16 protein-coding genes are annotated in these 16,660 nt (G+C 73.2%); 6 read left to right on the forward strand and 10 right to left on the reverse strand.

The genetic code is table 11. The features are described from left to right. The gene (locus tag LG632_RS12220; RefSeq protein WP_226727026.1) at positions 1 to 1,491 is read left to right on the forward strand and encodes a glycoside hydrolase family 3 protein; all 1,491 of its coding nucleotides are present in this window, start codon (positions 1 to 3) and stop codon (positions 1,489 to 1,491) included. Between the two features lie 144 nt (positions 1,492 to 1,635). Here LG632_RS12220 and nagB read toward each other — a convergent pair whose 3' ends face one another. Beyond that, complete coding sequence (gene nagB, locus LG632_RS12225) at positions 1,636 to 2,421, reverse strand: glucosamine-6-phosphate deaminase (RefSeq protein ID WP_226727027.1); 786 nt, start codon at positions 2,419 to 2,421, stop codon at positions 1,636 to 1,638. 584 nt (positions 2,422 to 3,005) lie between these two features. On the opposite strand from nagB, the gene LG632_RS12230 reads away from it, so the two are divergent. Continuing rightward, complete coding sequence (locus tag LG632_RS12230; protein WP_226727056.1) at positions 3,006 to 4,475, forward strand: sensor histidine kinase; 1,470 nt, start codon at positions 3,006 to 3,008, stop codon at positions 4,473 to 4,475. A gap of 162 nt (positions 4,476 to 4,637) precedes the next feature. Here the strand turns inward: LG632_RS12230 and LG632_RS12235 are convergent, their stop codons facing one another. Together LG632_RS12235 and LG632_RS12240 are read right to left on the reverse strand one after the other, a co-directional pair. Next, entirely contained in the window at positions 4,638 to 4,895 is a 258-nt protein-coding gene (locus LG632_RS12235) for a WhiB family transcriptional regulator (RefSeq protein ID WP_003953983.1), read from the reverse strand. Positions 4,896 to 5,213: 318 nt separating this feature from the next. Further along, on the reverse strand, positions 5,214 to 6,182 hold the full coding sequence (locus LG632_RS12240) for a diacylglycerol/lipid kinase family protein (protein WP_226727028.1): 969 nt from the start codon (positions 6,180 to 6,182) through the stop codon (positions 5,214 to 5,216). 69 nt (positions 6,183 to 6,251) lie between these two features. On the opposite strand from LG632_RS12240, the gene LG632_RS12245 reads away from it, so the two are divergent. After that, entirely contained in the window at positions 6,252 to 6,698 is a 447-nt protein-coding gene (locus LG632_RS12245; protein ID WP_226727029.1) for a hypothetical protein, read from the forward strand. A gap of 5 nt (positions 6,699 to 6,703) precedes the next feature. On the opposite strand, the gene LG632_RS12250 is transcribed toward LG632_RS12245, so the two are convergent. The 3 genes from LG632_RS12250 to LG632_RS12260 form a co-directional block, all read right to left on the reverse strand. Beyond that, positions 6,704 to 7,666 (reverse strand): RNA polymerase sigma factor SigF, encoded by a 963-nt coding sequence (locus tag LG632_RS12250; protein ID WP_226727030.1) that lies wholly within the window; start codon positions 7,664 to 7,666, stop codon positions 6,704 to 6,706. Positions 7,667 to 7,692: 26 nt separating this feature from the next. Then, entirely contained in the window at positions 7,693 to 8,106 is a 414-nt protein-coding gene (locus tag LG632_RS12255; RefSeq protein WP_125645294.1) for an ATP-binding protein, read from the reverse strand. A gap of 207 nt (positions 8,107 to 8,313) precedes the next feature. Next, positions 8,314 to 8,574: a UBP-type zinc finger domain-containing protein gene (locus LG632_RS12260; RefSeq protein ID WP_226727031.1), complete on the reverse strand. Its 261-nt coding sequence runs from the start codon at positions 8,572 to 8,574 to the stop codon at positions 8,314 to 8,316. 54 nt (positions 8,575 to 8,628) lie between these two features. Here LG632_RS12260 and LG632_RS12265 point away from each other — a divergent pair, with 54 nt between their 5' ends. After that, positions 8,629 to 10,209: a Na+/H+ antiporter gene (locus LG632_RS12265; RefSeq protein WP_226727032.1), complete on the forward strand. Its 1,581-nt coding sequence runs from the start codon at positions 8,629 to 8,631 to the stop codon at positions 10,207 to 10,209. A 146-nt stretch (positions 10,210 to 10,355) separates the two neighbouring features. On the opposite strand, the gene LG632_RS12270 is transcribed toward LG632_RS12265, so the two are convergent. The 4 genes from LG632_RS12270 to LG632_RS12285 form a co-directional block, all read right to left on the reverse strand. Continuing rightward, positions 10,356 to 11,282 carry a 1-aminocyclopropane-1-carboxylate deaminase/D-cysteine desulfhydrase gene (locus LG632_RS12270; RefSeq protein WP_226727033.1) on the reverse strand — a complete coding sequence of 309 codons (927 nt, stop codon included), beginning with the start codon at positions 11,280 to 11,282 and terminating at the stop codon, positions 10,356 to 10,358. 77 nt (positions 11,283 to 11,359) lie between these two features. Further along, on the reverse strand, positions 11,360 to 11,950 hold the full coding sequence (locus LG632_RS12275) for an N-acetylmuramoyl-L-alanine amidase (RefSeq protein ID WP_226727034.1): 591 nt from the start codon (positions 11,948 to 11,950) through the stop codon (positions 11,360 to 11,362). A 110-nt stretch (positions 11,951 to 12,060) separates the two neighbouring features. Then, positions 12,061 to 13,257, reverse strand: coding sequence for a globin domain-containing protein (locus LG632_RS12280; RefSeq protein WP_226727035.1), 1,197 nt, complete (start codon positions 13,255 to 13,257; stop codon positions 12,061 to 12,063). Between the two features lie 119 nt (positions 13,258 to 13,376). After that, entirely contained in the window at positions 13,377 to 13,826 is a 450-nt protein-coding gene (locus LG632_RS12285) for an RrF2 family transcriptional regulator (protein ID WP_226727036.1), read from the reverse strand. Positions 13,827 to 14,057: 231 nt separating this feature from the next. Here LG632_RS12285 and LG632_RS12290 point away from each other — a divergent pair, with 231 nt between their 5' ends. Next, positions 14,058 to 15,464: a family 2B encapsulin nanocompartment shell protein gene (locus tag LG632_RS12290; RefSeq protein WP_226727037.1), complete on the forward strand. Its 1,407-nt coding sequence runs from the start codon at positions 14,058 to 14,060 to the stop codon at positions 15,462 to 15,464. Next, on the forward strand, positions 15,461 to 16,492 hold the full coding sequence (locus tag LG632_RS12295; RefSeq protein ID WP_226727057.1) for a family 2 encapsulin nanocompartment cargo protein polyprenyl transferase: 1,032 nt from the start codon (positions 15,461 to 15,463) through the stop codon (positions 16,490 to 16,492). The genes LG632_RS12290 and LG632_RS12295 overlap by 4 nt, the downstream gene beginning before the upstream one ends. Positions 16,493 to 16,660: the final 168 nt, after the last annotated feature.

Consider the following 16,660-nt stretch of genomic DNA (forward strand, 5'->3'; position numbering starts at 1 on the left):
ATGACTGTCCTTGCGCACCACTCCGACACGGTGACACGTGACGCCCTGGCGGTCCTCCAGCCCGGCTTCGTCGGCACCACCGCCCCCGACTGGCTGCTGCGCCGGGTCGGCGAGGGCCTCACCTCCGTCGGCCTCTTCGGCCGCAACATCGCCTCGCCCGAGCAGCTGGCCGCGCTCACCGCGCAGCTGCGGGCCGAGCGCGAGGACGTCCTGGTCGCCATCGACGAGGAGGGCGGCGACGTCACCCGGCTGGAGGTCCGCGACGGCTCCAGCTTCCCCGGGAACCTGGCCCTCGGCGCGGTGGACGACACCGCCCTGACCCGGGACGTGGCGCACGAGCTCGGCCGCCGGCTCGCCGCGTGCGGTGTGAACCTCAACTGGGCGCCGTCGGCCGACGTCAACTCCGACCCCGGCAACCCGGTCATCGGCGTCCGCTCCTTCGGCGCCTCCCCGCAGCTCGCGGCCCGGCACACCGCCGCCTACGTCACCGGGCTGCAGTCCGCCGGCGTGGCCGCCTGCACCAAGCACTTCCCCGGGCACGGCGACACCAACGTCGACTCCCACCACGCCCTGCCGCGGATCGACGTGGACCTCGACACGCTGGCCGAACGGGAACTCGTCCCGTTCCGGGCGGCGATCGAGGCGGACACCAAGGCCGTGATGAGCGCCCACATCCTGGTGCCGGCGCTCGACCCGACCCGCCCGGCCACGCTCAGCCCGCGGATCCTGACCGGGCTGCTGCGCAAGGAGCTCGGCTACGAGGGGCTGATCGTCACCGACGGCATGGAGATGAACGCCATCGCCGGCACCTACGGGATCGAGCGGGGCTCGGTCCTCGCGATCGCGGCGGGCGCGGACGCCATCTGCGTCGGCGGGGGCCTGGCCGACGAGGCCACCGTGCTGCGGCTGCGCGACGCCCTGGTGGCCGCCGTACGCGAGGGCACCCTGCCCGAGGAGCGGCTGGCGGACGCCGCCGCCCGGGTCCGGACCCTCGCCGCGTGGACCCGGCGGAGCCGGGCCGAGGCCGCGCCGGGCGCGCCGCAGGAGGGGAGCGCGCCCGGCATCGGCCTGGTGGCGGCGCGCCGCGCGGTGGTCGTGGCGGGCACCCCGGTGCCGGTGGCCCGCCCGTACGTCGCCACGCTCGCGCCGCAGGTCAACATCGCGGTGGGCGACGAGACGCCCTGGGGCGTGGCGGCCGAGCTCGCGGCGCTCGTGCCGGACACGGCGGGGCAGGTGTACCCGGAGGGCGCCGCGGCGGCCGACGTCCTGGCGGCGGCCGGGGACCGCACGATCGTGGTGGTGGTGCGCGACGCGCACCGGCACGCCTGGATGGCGCAGGCGGTGGCGGACCTGATCTCGGCCCGTCCGGACACGGTGGTCGTGGAGATGGGCGTCCCCGGCTCCGCGCCGGCCGGCGCGTACCACGTCGCCACCCACGGCGCCTCCCGGGTCTGCGGGCGGGCGGCGGCCGAGGTCGTCGCCGGGGTCTGAGCCCCGGCGCGCGCCGTTCGGACCGACGCCGAAGGCCGGGTCCCCCGATCGGGGGACCCGGCCTTCGGCGTGCGGTGCGGTGGCGCGGTGAGGTGGGCCGGGCGGGGGCCCGGCCGCGGGCCGTGCGGGGGCCGTGCGCCGGGGTCAGAGCCCCTGCCAGGCGGGCTTGTTCGCGTAGGCGTGGCGGAAGTAGTCCGCCAGCTTCAGCTTCGAGGCGGCGGCCTCGTCCACGACCACGGTGGCGTGCCGGTGCAGCTGGAGGGCCGAGGCCGGCACCAGGGCCGACAGCGGGCCCTCCACGGTCTGGGCCACGGCCTCCGCCTTGCCCTCGCCGGTGGCGAGCAGCACCAGGTGCCGGGCGTCCAGGATGGTGCCTATGCCCTGGGTGATCACGTGGTGGGGCACCTGGTCGATGTCGTTGTCGAAGAACCGCGCGTTGTCCACGCGGGTCTGCTCCGTCAGCGTCTTGATGCGGGTCCGCGAGGCGAGCGAGGAGCACGGCTCGTTGAACCCGATGTGGCCGTCGGTGCCGATCCCCAGCAGCTGGAGGTCCACGCCGCCGGCCTCCGCGAGCGCCGTGTCGTAGGCCTCGCACGCCGCCACCAGGTCCTCGGCCGAGCCGTCGGGGCCCATGAAGGAGGCCTCGGACAGGCCCAGCGGCTCCACGACCTCGCGCAGCACGGTCGCCCGGTAGGACTCCGGGTGTCCCGCCGGCAGGCCGACGTACTCGTCGAGCTGGCAGATCCGGGCCCGGGTGACGTCGACCTCGCCCGCGCGGACCTTGGCGGTCAGGGCCTCGTAGACGGGCAGTGGCGTGGAGCCGGTCGCCACGCCGAGCAGGGCGTCGGGCTTGCGACGGACCAGGGCGGCCATGGCCTCGGCGATGAGCTCGCCGCCTGCCTTGGCGTCCGGGACGATGACAACTTCCACGCTGGGGCCTGCCGATCTGGAGAGGGTCTCGTACGTATGTGGTATAGACCAATCTAGCAGAGCTGGGCCCCCGCCACAGGGGGAGCCGGGGAAGTCCGCAAAGCCCGCGGGCGCGTGCCGGCGGGCGGGGAAAGGGGGGCTCGGCGTCCATGGGCCGGCGGCGTGCACTTCGTCGTGCGGGGGGTGGTCTCGCGAGGTCGCGGAAGGGATTCCTCTGGGCCACGGTGCCGGGACGGGACCCTCAACCCGTCCGGCACCGCGACCCGGAGTACTTCGGCCGGCGGGTGTGCGGTCCCGACGGCCGGCGGGAGGTGCCTGCGCGGTCAGGGCAGAGCGCGCGGCTTACCTCGTCCGTCCTCCTGTGCGGGGAGGGCGGAAGTCTGTCGTGGTCGACCCAGTCTGACACCGGTCGCCACTACCGGTCATGCACAATTCTGGACTAGACCAATTGGTTCTGTCCATCCAAGCGAGGGCACTGCTCGCCCGTCGCTTCCTCCAACAGTACGCGGCCGAGGGTACTGATGGGTATTCCCGTGAGGAAAGTCGTCCCCCGTGGCCGGGGTACCCTCGCACACGTGCCCTCCATGAACGACCTCGTACGCCAGCACACCGCTCTCAGTGACACCGACCTGGAGTGGCTGCACATGCTGGTCTCGGAGTGGCAGCTGCTCTCCGACCTGTCCTTCGCGGACCTCGTCCTGTGGGTGCCCACCCTCGACGGCAGCCGGTACGTCTCCGTCGCCCAGATGCGGCCCAACACCGGCCCCACCTCCTACCAGGACGACATGGTCGGCCACCTGGTCCCGCGCGGCCGGCGCCCGCTGCTGGACGCGGCCCTGGACGAGGGCCGGATCGTGCGCGAGGGCGACCCGGAGTGGCGCGAGGAGGTGCCCGTCCGGGTCGAGTCCATCCCGGTGCGGCGCGAGGGGCGGGTCCTCGGGGTCATCGCCCGCAACACCAACCTGCTCACCGTCCGCACCCCGAGCCGGCTGGAGCTCACCTACCTCCAGTCCGCCTCCGACCTGGCCCAGATGATCGCGGCGGGTGCCTTCCCGTTCCCCGGCCAGCAGGTCGACATGGACGCCTCGCCGCGCGTCGGCGACGGGCTGATCCGGCTCGACGCCGAGGGGGTCGTGACGTACGCGTCCCCCAACGCGCTCTCCGCCTACCACCGGCTGGGGCTCGCCTCGGACCTGGTCGGCCAGCACCTGGGCACGATCACCGCCGAACTGGCCCCCTCCCGGGGCCCGGTGGACGAGGCGCTGGTCAAGCTCGCCAGCGGGTGGGCGCCGCGCGAGACCGAGGTCGAGGGCAACGGCGGGGTCATCCAGCTGCGCGCGATCCCGCTCAAGCCCAAGGGGACCCGGATCGGCTCGCTCGTGCTCTGCCGCGACGTCACCGAACTGCGGCGCCGCGAGCGCGAGTTGATCACCAAGGACGCGACCATCCGGGAGATCCACCACCGGGTGAAGAACAACCTCCAGACGGTGGCCGCGCTGCTGCGCCTGCAGGCCCGCCGGATGGACTCCGACCAGGGCCGCGAGGCGCTCAACGAGGCCGTGCGCCGGGTCGGTTCGATCGCCATCGTGCACGAGACGCTGTCCCAGAACCTGGACGAGCGGGTGGAGTTCGACGAGATCGCCGACCGGGTCATCGCGATGGTCGCCGAGATCTCCCCGGGCAAGGTGGAGTGCCGCCGGCTCGGCCGGTTCGGGATCCTGGACGCCGAGGTCGCCACCCCGCTGTCGATGGTCCTGACCGAGATCCTGCAGAACGCGCTGGAGCACGCCTTCGCCCCGGGGGAGCGGGGCACGGTGGAGGTGTCGGCGGCGCGCAGCGGCACCCGCCGCGACGACACCCGGCTGCTGATCACCGTGGTCGACGACGGCCGCGGCCTGCCGGAGGGCTTCGACCCGCAGCGGGCCGGCAACCTCGGCCTGCAGATCGTGCGCACCCTGGTGGAGGGGGAGCTCGGCGGGACCTTCGACATGGTGGCGGGGGAGTCGGGCGGTACGAAGGTGGTCCTGGACGTGCCGGCGAGCCCGCAGAAGTAGGCCCGGAGGGTCGCCGCCACACAGCGTGACCACCCGTTCGGGTCCCTGCCCGCACACGCAACTGGGCCCCGGACCGAAGGGTGATCGGTCCGGGGCCCAGGAGCACGTTGCTGAGCGCTGTGAGGGTGCTACGCGCTGCGTTCGAGGCGGTGCAAGTAGATGTCAGGCGCTGGCGTTGCGCGCCCGGTTGCGGGCGGCGCGGCGCTTCATGGCGCGGCGCTCGTCCTCGCTGAGGCCGCCCCAGACGCCGGAGTCCTGGCCGGACTCGAGCGCCCATTGCAGGCACTGCTCCATCACGGGGCAGCGGCGGCAGACGGCCTTGGCTTCCTCGATCTGCAGCAGCGCAGGACCGGTGTTGCCGATGGGGAAGAAGAGCTCGGGGTCTTCCTCGCGGCAAACGGCGTTGTGACGCCAGTCCATGGCTGCTCCATCTCCTTGGTATTGCGGGCAGGTTGCTTGTGAATGTGAACGCTTTCACGAATCCCTTCACGAGGGAAGGGCCGTCGCCCAGGTGGGCCCTGGTGCGGTCCGATTCGTGGAAGGGGTTCTGGCGGTCATGGGTGCCGGTTCTGCGGGCTGTCCCGATCGCCACGTAGAGATTCGCAAACCTCGGACGGGGATACAACCCCTTCCGGAAAGTTTTTTTTGATTCTTCGGTGTCGAGTAGGTCACAGCCGTACTTCGTGGGGGTGGGGCGGCGCCTAAACGTTCGACTGAAAGGACTTTAGGCTCTTCCACTCACACAATCACACGCAGTGCACGGCGAACGCCTGTGAACTGAACGCTGGTGCGCAAACCGAGGTGGTCTCCGTCCATCTGGAACGGAAGGGGAACCTTCGAATGCAAGGTGAAGTCGGTCAGATCGTGCAGGGAGACCGCGTGCTTGCCGTGCGGACCGCGCTCAGGAGTCGAGGTCAGGAGCTGTGTGGCGTAGCGCGCGGCAGCCGGAGTTGACAAACGGTTCAACGCCAGCACGTCAAGTGCGGTGTCGAACGAGGCCTCCGGAGAGGCGTACAGCGGGCGGTTCCCGAGATACGTCCAAGGTGACGTGTTGCACACTATCGAAAGCACAAGATCATGGACGGGTTCCGCGCCAGGACGTTCCAGCGTCACCGTTCCGTGGCGGCGATGGGGCTCCTCCAGGAACTGGCGTACGAGCTGTCGCACGTACAGACCGTGCGTCGAACGCTTGCCCTTCTCCCGCTGCTGCTCCACCCGGCCGACCACGCCCGCGTCGAATCCGAAGCCCGCGCAGAAGGTGAACCAGCGCGCCGGGACCGCCTCGTCCTCCGAGCCGGGGACCCCGCTCGCCAGCCCCAGCCCCACGGTCCGCTCCCGGCGCTCGCGCAGCGCGTCCAGCAGTGCGCCGGTCGCCTCGACCGCGTCGTTGGGCAGCCCCAGGGCGCGCGCGAAGACGTTCGTGGAGCCGCCGGGTACGACGGCCAGCCCGGGCAGCCGGTCCGGGTCGGGGCCGTCGTGCAGGAGCCCGTTGACGACCTCGTTGACCGTGCCGTCGCCGCCCAGCGCCACGACGAGCTCGATGTCGTCGCTCTCGGCCGCCCGGCGGCCGAGGTCCCGGGCGTGCCCGCGGTACTCGGTGGTGACCGCCTCCAGCTTCATCTCGCTGGCCAGGGCGTGGATCAGGACGTCGCGCGTGCGCGCACTGGTGGTGGTCGCTGCTGGGTTGGCCACGAGAAGTGCACGCATGAGCGCCAGCCTACCTACCCCGCCGGACCGCTCCCCCGCCGCCCGCGTGTGCGGGGCTACCCTGCTGGGGTGAGGAAGAAGCAGCGCACCGAGACCCCCGCCGAGTCCGCCCCGTCCGCCGCCCCCGAGGCCCTGCCCCGCCGGCTGACCGCGGCCGCCGTGCTCACGGCCCTGGAGGGGCTCGCGCTCGCCGGCCTCGGGGTCTACATGCTGTTCGTCGGCATCGCCGGGGACCCCGACTCCCCGCAGCAGGCCGAGACCGGCGGGATCACCCTGCTCGCGCTCGCCGCGCTGCCCCTGGTCGCCGCCCGCGGGCTGCGGCTGGGCCGCCGCTGGAGCCGCGGCCCCGCGCTGATCACGCAGCTGATGGCGCTGCCCGTGGCCTGGACGCTGTGGACGACCGGCGGCGCCGTGATCGCCGCCGCGGTCGCCCTGGCCCTGACCGCCGTGGCGGTCGTCGCCCTGCTGGTCAACCCCACCGCGACCCGGGCCCTGGGGATCGGCCCGGCCGCGTAACCGCGCTACTCCTCGACGAGCAGCTTGTCCCGGAGCTGGGCCAGGGTGCGGGCCAGCAGGCGGGAGACGTGCATCTGGGAGATGCCGACCTCCTGCGCGATCTGGGACTGGGTCATGTTCCCGAAGAAGCGGAGCAGCAGGATTCGCTTCTCCCGCGGCGGCAGCCCCTCCAGCAGCGGCTTGAGCGACTCGCGGTACTCGACGCCCTCCAGCGCCTCGTCCTCCGCGCCCAAGGTGTCCGCCACGGCCGGCGACTCGTCGTCGGTGTCCGGTACGTCCAGGGAGAGCGTGCTGTAGGCGTTGGCCGACTCCAGCCCCTCCAGCACCTCCTCTTCGGAGATCCCCAGGCGCTCCGCCAGCTCGTGCACCGTGGGCGAGCGCCCGTGCTGCTGGGAGAGCTCCGCCGTCGCCGTGGTCAGCGACAGCCGCAGCTCCTGGAGCCGCCGGGGCACCCGGACCGCCCAGCCCTTGTCGCGGAAGTGCCGCTTGATCTCGCCGACCACCGTCGGGGTGGCGTACGTCGAGAACTCCACCCCGCGGTCCGGGTCGAACCGGTCCACCGACTTGATCAGGCCGATCGTGGCGACCTGGGTCAGGTCGTCCAGCGGCTCACCCCGGTTGCGGAACCGCCGGGCCAGGTGCTCGACCAGCGGCAGGTGCATCCGTACCAGCTTGTTGCGCAGCTCGGCCCGCTCCGGCGAGCCCTCGGGCAGCGCCCGCAGCTCGACGAAGAGCGCCCGCGCACCGCCGCGGTCGCGCGGCTCCGCCGCGCCCGGGGTGGGTGGCTGGTCGTGCTGGTCGTGCTGGTTGTCGCTCATAGGGCCCGCCCGTCGCTCCGCCGAGTCCGAAAAGCCGTCTTCCGCATCCGTTGCGGCCGGGTGCGGGCGGGCGGGCTGAACCGGAATGCCGCCGTCGACCTCGTGCCGTACCCGGGACCTGCCCCGGACGTCGTCCGGGGGTGCCCCCATGCCCCGCACCGGGGAGTCCCCGCCGCTCACGCCGGTCCGGGTCCCGCGCCGCGCTGTTTGTAGAGGCTGATGCTGACCGTACGGTCCTCCTCCACGTGCGAGTCGACCTTGCCGGCCAGCGCCGACAGCACCGTCCACGCGAACGTGTCCCGCTCCGGGGCCCGGCCGTCGGTGGTCGGCGCGGAGACGGTCACCTCCAGCGAATCGTCCACCAGCCGGAACACGCAGCTGAGGACGGAGCCGGGCACGGCCTGCTGCAGCAGGATCGCGCACGCCTCGTCCACCGCGATGCGCAGGTCCTCGATCTCGTCGAGGGTGAAGTCCAACCGTGCCGCGAGACCGGCGGTGGCCGTTCGCAGCACCGACAGGTAGGCACCCGCGGCCGGCAGCCGGACTTCCACGAAGTCCTGGGTCCCGGGCTCGCCTGCGATCTGGGACACCCTCACCTCCAAGGTGGTACGAGATCTGTTCGCCGGTGACGCTACCGCGATCCGGGCGATCGTGTCGCGGCACCCCATGAGACAGCCCCGCCCCACGGCCAGTGACTGATGGTAAGCCCATGGGTACGCACAGTGGCTAGGGGTCTGCGGCCCCAAATCGGGGGAACCGGCGGAGGGTTGACCTACCCCGCCGCGCGCCGTCGAACCTCAGACGATCGAGGCATCGACAAAACACCAGCGCCAGGTCTCACCCGGCTCGAAGCTGCGCATCACCGGATGCCCCGTCTCGTGGTAGTGGGCCGTGGCGTGCCGGTGCGGGGAAGAGTCGCAGCAGCCCACGAACCCGCACCACAGGCACATCCGGAGCTGCACCGGGTGGCTGCCCAGCACCTGACATTCCGGGCAGGTCAGGGCACGCGGGACAGGTTCGGGGCGCGGCAGTTCGGGAACGTGCGTGCACTCGCTCATGATGGCCAGCGTACGCAGGTACGGGCCCGTCCGACGAGCAGAAATGGATCTTCGATGGAGGTATTGCCGCTGGTGGCCCTGGTGGCGGGGAGCGCCGCCGTCGCCGGCCTGGCCCGGCGCACCCCGGTACCGGCGCCCCTGCTGCTCGTCGCGGTCGGGCTGGTGGCCGCCTACCTGCCGGGGGTGCCGTCGTACGCGCTCGACCCGCACGTGGTGCTCCCGCTGCTGCTGCCGCCGCTGCTCTACACGGCCGCGGTGGACTCGTCCTACCTGGACCTGCGGGCCAACGTGCGGCCGGTGGCGCTGCTGTCCGTCGGCTACGTGCTCTTCGCGACGCTGGCCGTCGGCTACGTGACGTACCTGGTGGTGCCGGGGCTGTCGCTGACGGTCGCGCTGGTGCTGGGCGCCGTGATCGCCCCGCCGGACGCGGTCGCCGCGACCGCGATCGCCCGGCGGCTGGGGCTGCCGCCGCGGATCACGACGATCCTGCAGGGGGAGTCCCTGGTCAACGACGCCACCGCCATCACCGCGTACAAGGTGGCGCTCGCGGCCGTCGTCGGCGAGGGGGCCGGCTGGGCGGGCGGGGTCGTGGAGTTCCTGCTGGCCTCGGTGGGCGGCGTCGGCGTCGGCCTGGTCCTGATGGTGCCGATCCACCACCTGCGCACGCGGCTGCGCGAGCCGCTGCTGCAGAACACCCTGTCGCTGCTCATCCCGTTCGTCGCGTACGCGGTGGCCGAACGGCTGCACGCCTCGGGCGTGCTGGCGGTCGTGGTGGTGGCGCTGTACCTCGGGCACCGCAGCTGGCAGGTGGACTTCGCCACGCGACTGCAGGAGGCGGCCGTGTGGAAGATGATCGCCTTCCTGCTGGAGTCGGTGGTCTTCGCCCTGATCGGCCTCCAGCTGCCGGTGGTGCTGCGGGGCCTGGACGAGTACGAGGGGGCGGCCGCGGCCTGGTACGCGGTCGCGGTGTTCCTGGCGGTGGTCGTCGCCCGGTACGTGTGGGTGTTCCCGGCGACGTTCGTGCCGCGGTGGCTGTCCGCGCGGATCCGCGAGCGGGAGCCGGACACCACCTGGAAGTCGCCCGTCATCGTCGGCTGGGCGGGGATGCGCGGCGTGGTCTCGCTGGCCATCGCGTTCTCCGTGCCGATGGACGTGCCCCACCGCAACCTGATCCTGCTGCTCACCTTCACCACCGTGATCGGCACCCTGGTGGTCCAGGGCCTGACCCTGCCCCCGCTGATCCGGCTCCTGCGGCTGCCCCCGCGCGACACCCGGGCCGAGACCCTGGCCGAGGCCCAGGCCCAGAGCGAAGCCTCCCGGGCGGCGGAGGAACGCCTCGCCGAACTCCTGGAGGACCCCGCCAACGCCCTGCCGCCGCCGCTGGCGGACCGGCTGCGGGGCGTGCTGGAGCGGCGGCGCAACGCCGTGTGGGAGCGGCTGGGCGAGGCGAACCCGGTCACGGGCGAATCGGCGGACGACGTCTACCGCCGGCTGGCCCGCGAGATGATCGAGGCCGAGCGGGAGGTCTTCGTGGCCTTGCGCGACGCCCGCCGCATCGACGACGAGATGCTCCGCGTGCTGCTGCGCAGACTGGACCTGGAGGAGGCGGCGGCCTACCGGGAGGAGACGGCGTAGGCCACCGGGCGGCCGGCGCGGTCCGGCTGTCCGGCCGCGCGGTCGATCCGGCTACGCGGGCCCGGTCCGCCTGCGCGGGGCCGGTGAGGCTACGCACGGCCGGTCCGGCTACGCGGGGCCGGTCCGGCTACGCGGGGCCGGGCCGGCTACCCGGGGCCGGAGGGCTCCGGGTGGCCGGTGACGACGGCCGCCAGGGTGGTGCCGGTGGGGAAGCGGCCGGCGGCGGTGAGGTCGGTGAGCGCGTGGAGCAGTTTGGCGACGTAGACGCGCTCCACGGGCAGCTGGTGCCGCTGCTCGAAGTCGGCCGCGAACGCCTCCAGCGCCTGCGGCACGCGGGCGTAGCCGCCCCAGGCGTAGCCCTCGGCCAGCTCCCAGTTGGCCGGCGGCGCCTCGAACGCGGCGCGCTGGAGGGAACGTATCTCCGCCGCCAGGAAGCCGCCCTCCAGCACCGGCACCCCCACGGCCCGCTGCCCGGCGCCCAGCCCGGCCGCCAGCCCGGCCAGGGTGCCCCCGGTGCCGCACGCGACGGCCACCACGTCCGCCGCGCCGCGCAGTTCCCGGCCCAGCTCCGCGCACCCGGCCACCGCGGCGGCGTTGCTGCCGCCCTCGGGGACGACGTACGCCCCCTGCGCCCCCGCCTGCGCCAGCAGCCCGGCCAGCACCTCGGGCTCGGCCTTGCGGCGGTAGAGCGAGCGCGGCACGAAGTGCAGCCGCATCCCGTCGGCCGCGCACCGCGCGAGCGAGGCGTTGAGCGGCCGCCCGGCCAGCTCCTCCCCGCGCACCACCCCGACGGTGGGGATCCCGAGCAGCCGCCCGGCGGCGGCCGTGGCCCGCAGATGGTTCGAATAGGCCCCGCCGAACGTCACGATCCGGCCGACCCCGTCCGCCAGCGCCACCCGAAGGTTGGGCGCCAGCTTGCGCCACTTGTTCCCGGGCAGCTGCGGATGCACCAGATCGTCCCGTTTGAGCACCAGCCGCACCCCGTAACGCTCGAACCGCTCGTCGCGGACCTCCTGCACGGGCGAGGGCAGGCGCGGCTGCAACAGCAGGTCGAGGTCCACGGAGCGGTTCACCCGTCCATTGTGGAACCCGCCGGGCGCGCCCGCCGGGCGCGGTCCCCGGCGCCGTGCGGCCGGGGACCGGGGACGGTTCATGCCAGGCGGTCGTGGACGCGGTCGCGGAACGCCGCCATGGTGAAGCCCCTCGGGTCGACCTTGCCCGGCTGCCACTCCCGGTGGCCGATGACCGAGCGGGCCGTCCAGCCGTGGACGCGGCACAGCGCGGCCGCCGCGCGGGCCATGGCGTCGAGCTGGACCTCCGGCCAGGGGTCCTCGCCGTCACCGAGGTTCTCGCACTCGAAGCCGTAGAAGTGGCGGTTGCCGTCGGTGTCGGCCTGGTTGTCCGGGGGCAGGGCCCGTTCGGCGATCACGGCCGCCAGGACGTCGTGGTCGCCGAGCCCGGCGTGGTTGGCGCGGCCGTAGCCGACCAGGTGGACGCGGCCGTCCTTGGTGATCACGCCGTGGCACAGCGGGCCCGGGAGCCGGGCGTCGCCCTCGCGGCAGATCCGTACGGTGGCGGCGGTGCCCCGGGTGACGGTGTGGTGGATCATCACGCCGTGGACGGGGCCCCACGGTCCCTTGTGGTTGCGGTTGTGGGTGCGCCAGGCACCCACCTCGACGACGGTCAGGCCTTCGGCGCGCAGGGCGCCGGCGAAGCGTCCTGCGGACATGGGCGCGGCCATGGCCACCTCCTCTGCGGTGCGACGGCGTGGACACGGTGTGTGTTCACGCCGTTACTTTCCGGTGTAGTGGAGGGTGGCCTTCCGCGGCTAGGGCGGGTTCCGGCCAGACGTCAGGTCGATGCCGGCCACAGGTCGGGGCCGAAGACCTCGTAGTGGATGTCGGCCGCCGGGAGGCCCTTGGCCAGCAGCTGTTCGCGCACCGCGCGCATGAACGGGAGCGGGCCGCACAGGTAGGCCAGGGTGCCGGGAGCCGGCGCGAGCCCCGAGAGGTCCACGCGGCCGGCGCGGTCCTCGGGTGTGGCGTCCCGCTCGTACCAGAACAGGACCTCGGCGTCCGCCAGCTTCCGCGCGAGCGCCCGGTGCTCGGTGCGCAGCGCGTGGTCGGCGGGGGAGCGGTCGCCGTGGACCACGGTGACCGGGGACGGGTGGCCGGTCTCGGCCAGGTGCTCCAGCATCGACAGCATCGGCGTGCAGCCGATGCCCGCCGAGGCCAGCAGCAGCGGGGCGGAGGTGTCGGTCAGGACCAGGTCGCCGTACGGGGCCGAGACGCGCAGCGTGTCGCCGGGGTGGACCCGGTCGTGCAGGTGCTGCGAGACCTCGCCGTCGGGGCCGCCGGCCGCCGGGCCGTGCACCCGCTTGACGGTGAGGGAGCGGACCTCGGACCCGGGGGCGCACGACAGGCTGTACTGGCGGATCTGCCGTGCCCCGTCGGCCAGTTCGACCTGGACGGAGACGTACTGGCCGGGCCGGAAGCCGGGGGCCGGGGCGCCGTCGGCCGGGACCAGCCGGAAGGTGGTGCAGTCGGCCGTCTCCTCGGTCCGGTCGAGGACCCGCCAGGTGCGCCAGACGTCGCCCGCCGCCACCTGCTGGGCGGCGTAGAGGCGCTCCTCGGCGGCGATGAGGGCGTTGGCCATGAGCCAGTAGACCTCGTCCCAGGCCGCGGCGACCTCCGGGGTGACCGCCTCGCCGAGGACCTCGGCGATCGCCGCGAAGAGGTGGCGGTGGACGATCGGGTACTGCTCGCGCGTGACGCCCAGTGAGGCGTGCTTGTGCGCGATGCGGTTCAGCATCACGTCGGGGCGGGACTCCGGGTGCTCGACCAGGTACGTCGCGAAGGCGGCGATCGAGCCGGCGAGGGCCTGCTTCTGCAGGCCGGCGGCCTGGTTGCCGCGGTTGAACAGGTCGCGCAGCAGCTCCGGATGGGCGGCGAAGAGCTTGCGGTAGAAGAGGTCGGTGATGTCGCCGAGGGCCGCCCCGACGGCGGGGAGGGTGGCGCGTACGGTCGCGGTGGACGTCTCGGACAGCATCGGGTCTCCGGCTCCTGTAATTGGTATAAGGGATGAGTGTTTTCGGGCGTGGGGGTGCGGACACGCGTTCGCGGGCCGGAATCGGCCACCCGGTGGGGGAGGGCAGGGGCGCTGGGCGACTACGTCGTGGAGCTCCCCGGTCCCGTTCCGATGCCCAGCAGCAGCGGGCCGGTCGGAGGCGCCACCAGGTCGTCCACCGTCAGCGGGTCCAGCGCGGCGAAGAACGCCTCCTGCGCCCGGCGCAGCGCGCCGCGCAGCAGGCACGCGGAACGCAGGGGGCACGGGGTGGCGCCCTCGCACTCCACCACGTCGCCCGCGCCTTCCAGTTCGCGGACGACGCCGCCGACGGACGCCGCCCGCCCGGCGGCGGTGAGCGTGAGCCCGCCGCCGCGGCCGCGCCGGGCCTCGACCAGGCCGAGGTGCTGGAGCCGGGCGACCACCTTGGCGGTGTGGGTGTACGGGACCTGCATGGCCGCCGCCACCTCGCGCGTGGTGGGCAGGTCCGCCTCCTCGACGGCCAGGCGCATCAGCACGCGCAGGGCCAGGTCGGTGAATCGGGTGAGCCGCATGAGGGCACCGTACGGAAACTGGTATGGCGGAAGCAAATTAAGTCGCCCGCGCCACCGGTCCGGTGGCGTGGCCGAAAGGCGTACGTCGCCGGCGCCGCGCGGGAGGGGCGGGACCCGCAACAGTGCCCAGACGCGGCCCGAGTAGTCCCACCCTTTTGTGTAATGGCCCCGTCACGTTGCGTCCTGCAAGGCTGCCGTCGCAGAGTCACATGGCTGTCGAAAGGGAATTCCATGTCGGTCCAGGCAGGTTCCGAACCCGAGGTCACCACGCCGCAGCGCAGTCTCGCGACCTCGGCCGCACGGAACTTGGCAACCACCACCAAGTCCGCGCCCCAGATGCAGGAGATCACCTCCCGGTGGCTGCTGAGGATGCTCCCGTGGGTGTCGGTGCAGGGTGGCACGTACCGGGTGAACCGGCGGCTGAGCTACACGGTCGGCGACGGCCGCGTGACCTTCGTCAAGACCGGTGACCAGGTCCAGGTCATCCCCGCCGAGCTCGGCGAGCTGCCGCTGCTGCGCGACTACGAGGACCTGGAGGTGCTCACCGAGCTCGCCCAGCGGTGCACGCAGATCGACTTCGCGGCCGGGCAGGAGCTGACCTCGTTCGGAAGCCCCTCCGACCAGGTCTTCCTGCTCGCCCACGGCCGCATCGACCAGATCGGCCCCGGCCCGTACGGCGACGACGCCGTGCTGCGCACCGTCGCCGACGGCGCGTACTTCGGCGAGGACAGCCTCGCCGACGACGAGGCCATCTGGGAGTTCACGGCCCGCGCCGCCACCCCCGGCACCGCGCTCGTCCTCAGCCGCCAGGACTTCCAGCTCCTCGCCGACCGCGTCGACTCCCTGCGCGCCCACGTGGCGCAGGTCGGCGCGCGCTCGGACCGGCGCACCAACGCCTTCGGCGAGGCGGCCATCGACCTCTCCGCCGGCCATGTCGGCGAGCCCGTGCTGCCGGGCACGTACGTCGACTACGAGGCCAGGCCGCGCGAGTACGAACTCTCCATTGCACAAACGGTCCTGCGGGTGCACACGCGCGTCGCCGACCTCTACAACCAGCCGATGAACCAGACCGAGCAGCAGTTGCGGCTGACGGTCGAGGCGCTGCGCGAGCGCCAGGAGCACGAGATGCTCAACAACCGGGAGTTCGGGCTGCTCCACAACGCCGACTACGAGCAGCGCATCCAGCCGCACGACGGCGTGCCCGGTCCGGACGACCTCGACGCCCTGCTGAGCATGCGGCGCGACTCCAAGCTCTTCCTCGCCCACCCCAAGGCCATCGCCGCCTTCGGCCGCGAGTGCAACAAGCGCGGGCTCTACCCCGAGACCGTCGACGTCGCGGGCACCAGGGTGCAGGCCTGGCGCGGGGTGCCGATCTTCCCGTGCGACAAGATCCCCATCAGTGACGAGCGCACCACGTCCATCCTGTGCATGCGCACCGGCGAGCAGGACCAGGGCGTGATCGGCCTGCACCAGCCCGGCCTGCCGGACGAGATCGAGCCGAGCCTGTCGTGCCGCTTCATGGGCATCGACGAGCAGGCGATCATCTCCTACCTCGTCACCGCCTACTTCTCGGCCGCGGTCCTCGTGCCGGACGCCCTCGGCGTGCTCGAGAACGTCGAGATCGGCCGCTGGCGCTGAACGCCGTAGCGACCGGTGAGGGCCAGGAGGCCGCGGCCCTCCTGGACCACACCAGAGAAACGGTCGACCCGCAGCTGCGCCGCGCCGTGGAGAGCCTGCCCGGCGGCATGCGGCGGGTGGCGATGTACCACTTCGGGTGGGAGAACGCCGACGGCACCCCGGCCGCCGGGCAGGCGGGCAAGGCCATCCGGCCCGCCCTGGTGCTCGCCGCGGCCCGGGCGCTGGGCGGGCGGCCGCAGGACGCCGTCCCCGCGGCGGTGGCCGTGGAGCTGGCGCACAACTTCACGCTGCTCCACGACGACGTCGTCGACGAGGACGTCCGCCGGCGCGGCCGGGCCACCGCCTGGACGGTCTTCGGCACGCCGGACGCCATCATCACCGGCGACGCCATGATGTCCCTGGCCCACCGGCTCCTGGCCGAGGACCCGCACCCGGGGGCGGCGGCGGCCTCGGCCCGGCTGTCGGCCTGCATCGTCGAGCTGTGCGCCGGCCAGCAGGCCGACTGCGCCTTCGAGGGCCGCGCGCACGTCCCGCTCGACGAGTGCCTGACCATGGCCATGGCCAAGACCGGGGCGCTGCTGGGGTGCGCGTGCGCCATGGGCGCGCTGTACGCCGGGGCCGGCCCGGACGAGGTCGACGCCATGGACGCCTTCGGGCGGGAGGCCGGGCTCGCCTTCCAGCTGATCGACGACCTGCTCGGCATCTGGGGCGATCCGCAGCACACGGGCAAACCGGCCGGGGCCGATCTGATCGCCCGCAAGAAGTCGCTGCCGGTCGTGGCCGCCCTCACCTCCGGCACCGCGGCCGGGAAGGAGCTGGCGGCCCTGTACGCCGGCCCCATGGACGGGGACGACGTACGCCGGGCCGCGGACGCCGTGGACCGGGCCGGCGGCCGCGACTGGGCGCAGGCCCATGCCGCGGACCGGATGGGCCGGGCGGTGCAGCAGCTGTCCCGGGCCGTGCCGGACCTGGCGGCCGCGGGCGGGCTGCTGGCGCTGGCGGAGTTCGTGACGCGCAGGACGCGTTGACGCGCGGGAGCCGACGCGCAGGAGCGCGTTGACGTGCCGACGCGCACCAAGCGCTGACGCGCACCAAGCGCTGACGCGCACCAAGCGCTGACGCGCAAGGCCTGTTCCGGTACCTGACGTGCCGGAACAGGTCTTTCTGCCTGTTCGGCCCAACTCTAGGATCGCCGC

It is taken from the genome of Streptomyces antimicrobicus (assembly GCF_020532625.1).
GTDB lineage: Bacteria > Actinomycetota > Actinomycetes > Streptomycetales > Streptomycetaceae > Streptomyces > Streptomyces antimicrobicus.

Bases quoted from the DNA above. Each gene is read 5' to 3' on its own strand.
- LG632_RS12220 (WP_226727026.1), top strand. From the start codon at position 1: ATGACTGTCCTTGCGCACCACTCCGACACGGTGACACGTGACGCCCTG.
- LG632_RS12230 (WP_226727056.1), top strand. From the start codon at position 3,006: ATGAACGACCTCGTACGCCAGCACACCGCTCTCAGTGACACCGACCTG.
- LG632_RS12235 (WP_003953983.1), bottom strand. From the start codon at position 4,895: ATGGACTGGCGTCACAACGCCGTTTGCCGCGAGGAAGACCCCGAGCTC.
- LG632_RS12240 (WP_226727028.1), bottom strand. From the start codon at position 6,182: ATGCGTGCACTTCTCGTGGCCAACCCAGCAGCGACCACCACCAGTGCG.
- LG632_RS12250 (WP_226727030.1), bottom strand. From the start codon at position 7,666: ATGGGGGCACCCCCGGACGACGTCCGGGGCAGGTCCCGGGTACGGCAC.
- LG632_RS12260 (WP_226727031.1), bottom strand. From the start codon at position 8,574: ATGAGCGAGTGCACGCACGTTCCCGAACTGCCGCGCCCCGAACCTGTC.
- LG632_RS12265 (WP_226727032.1), top strand. From the start codon at position 8,629: ATGGAGGTATTGCCGCTGGTGGCCCTGGTGGCGGGGAGCGCCGCCGTC.
- LG632_RS12275 (WP_226727034.1), bottom strand. From the start codon at position 11,950: ATGGCCGCGCCCATGTCCGCAGGACGCTTCGCCGGCGCCCTGCGCGCC.
- LG632_RS12280 (WP_226727035.1), bottom strand. From the start codon at position 13,257: ATGCTGTCCGAGACGTCCACCGCGACCGTACGCGCCACCCTCCCCGCC.
- LG632_RS12285 (WP_226727036.1), bottom strand. From the start codon at position 13,826: ATGCGGCTCACCCGATTCACCGACCTGGCCCTGCGCGTGCTGATGCGC.
- LG632_RS12290 (WP_226727037.1), top strand. From the start codon at position 14,058: ATGTCGGTCCAGGCAGGTTCCGAACCCGAGGTCACCACGCCGCAGCGC.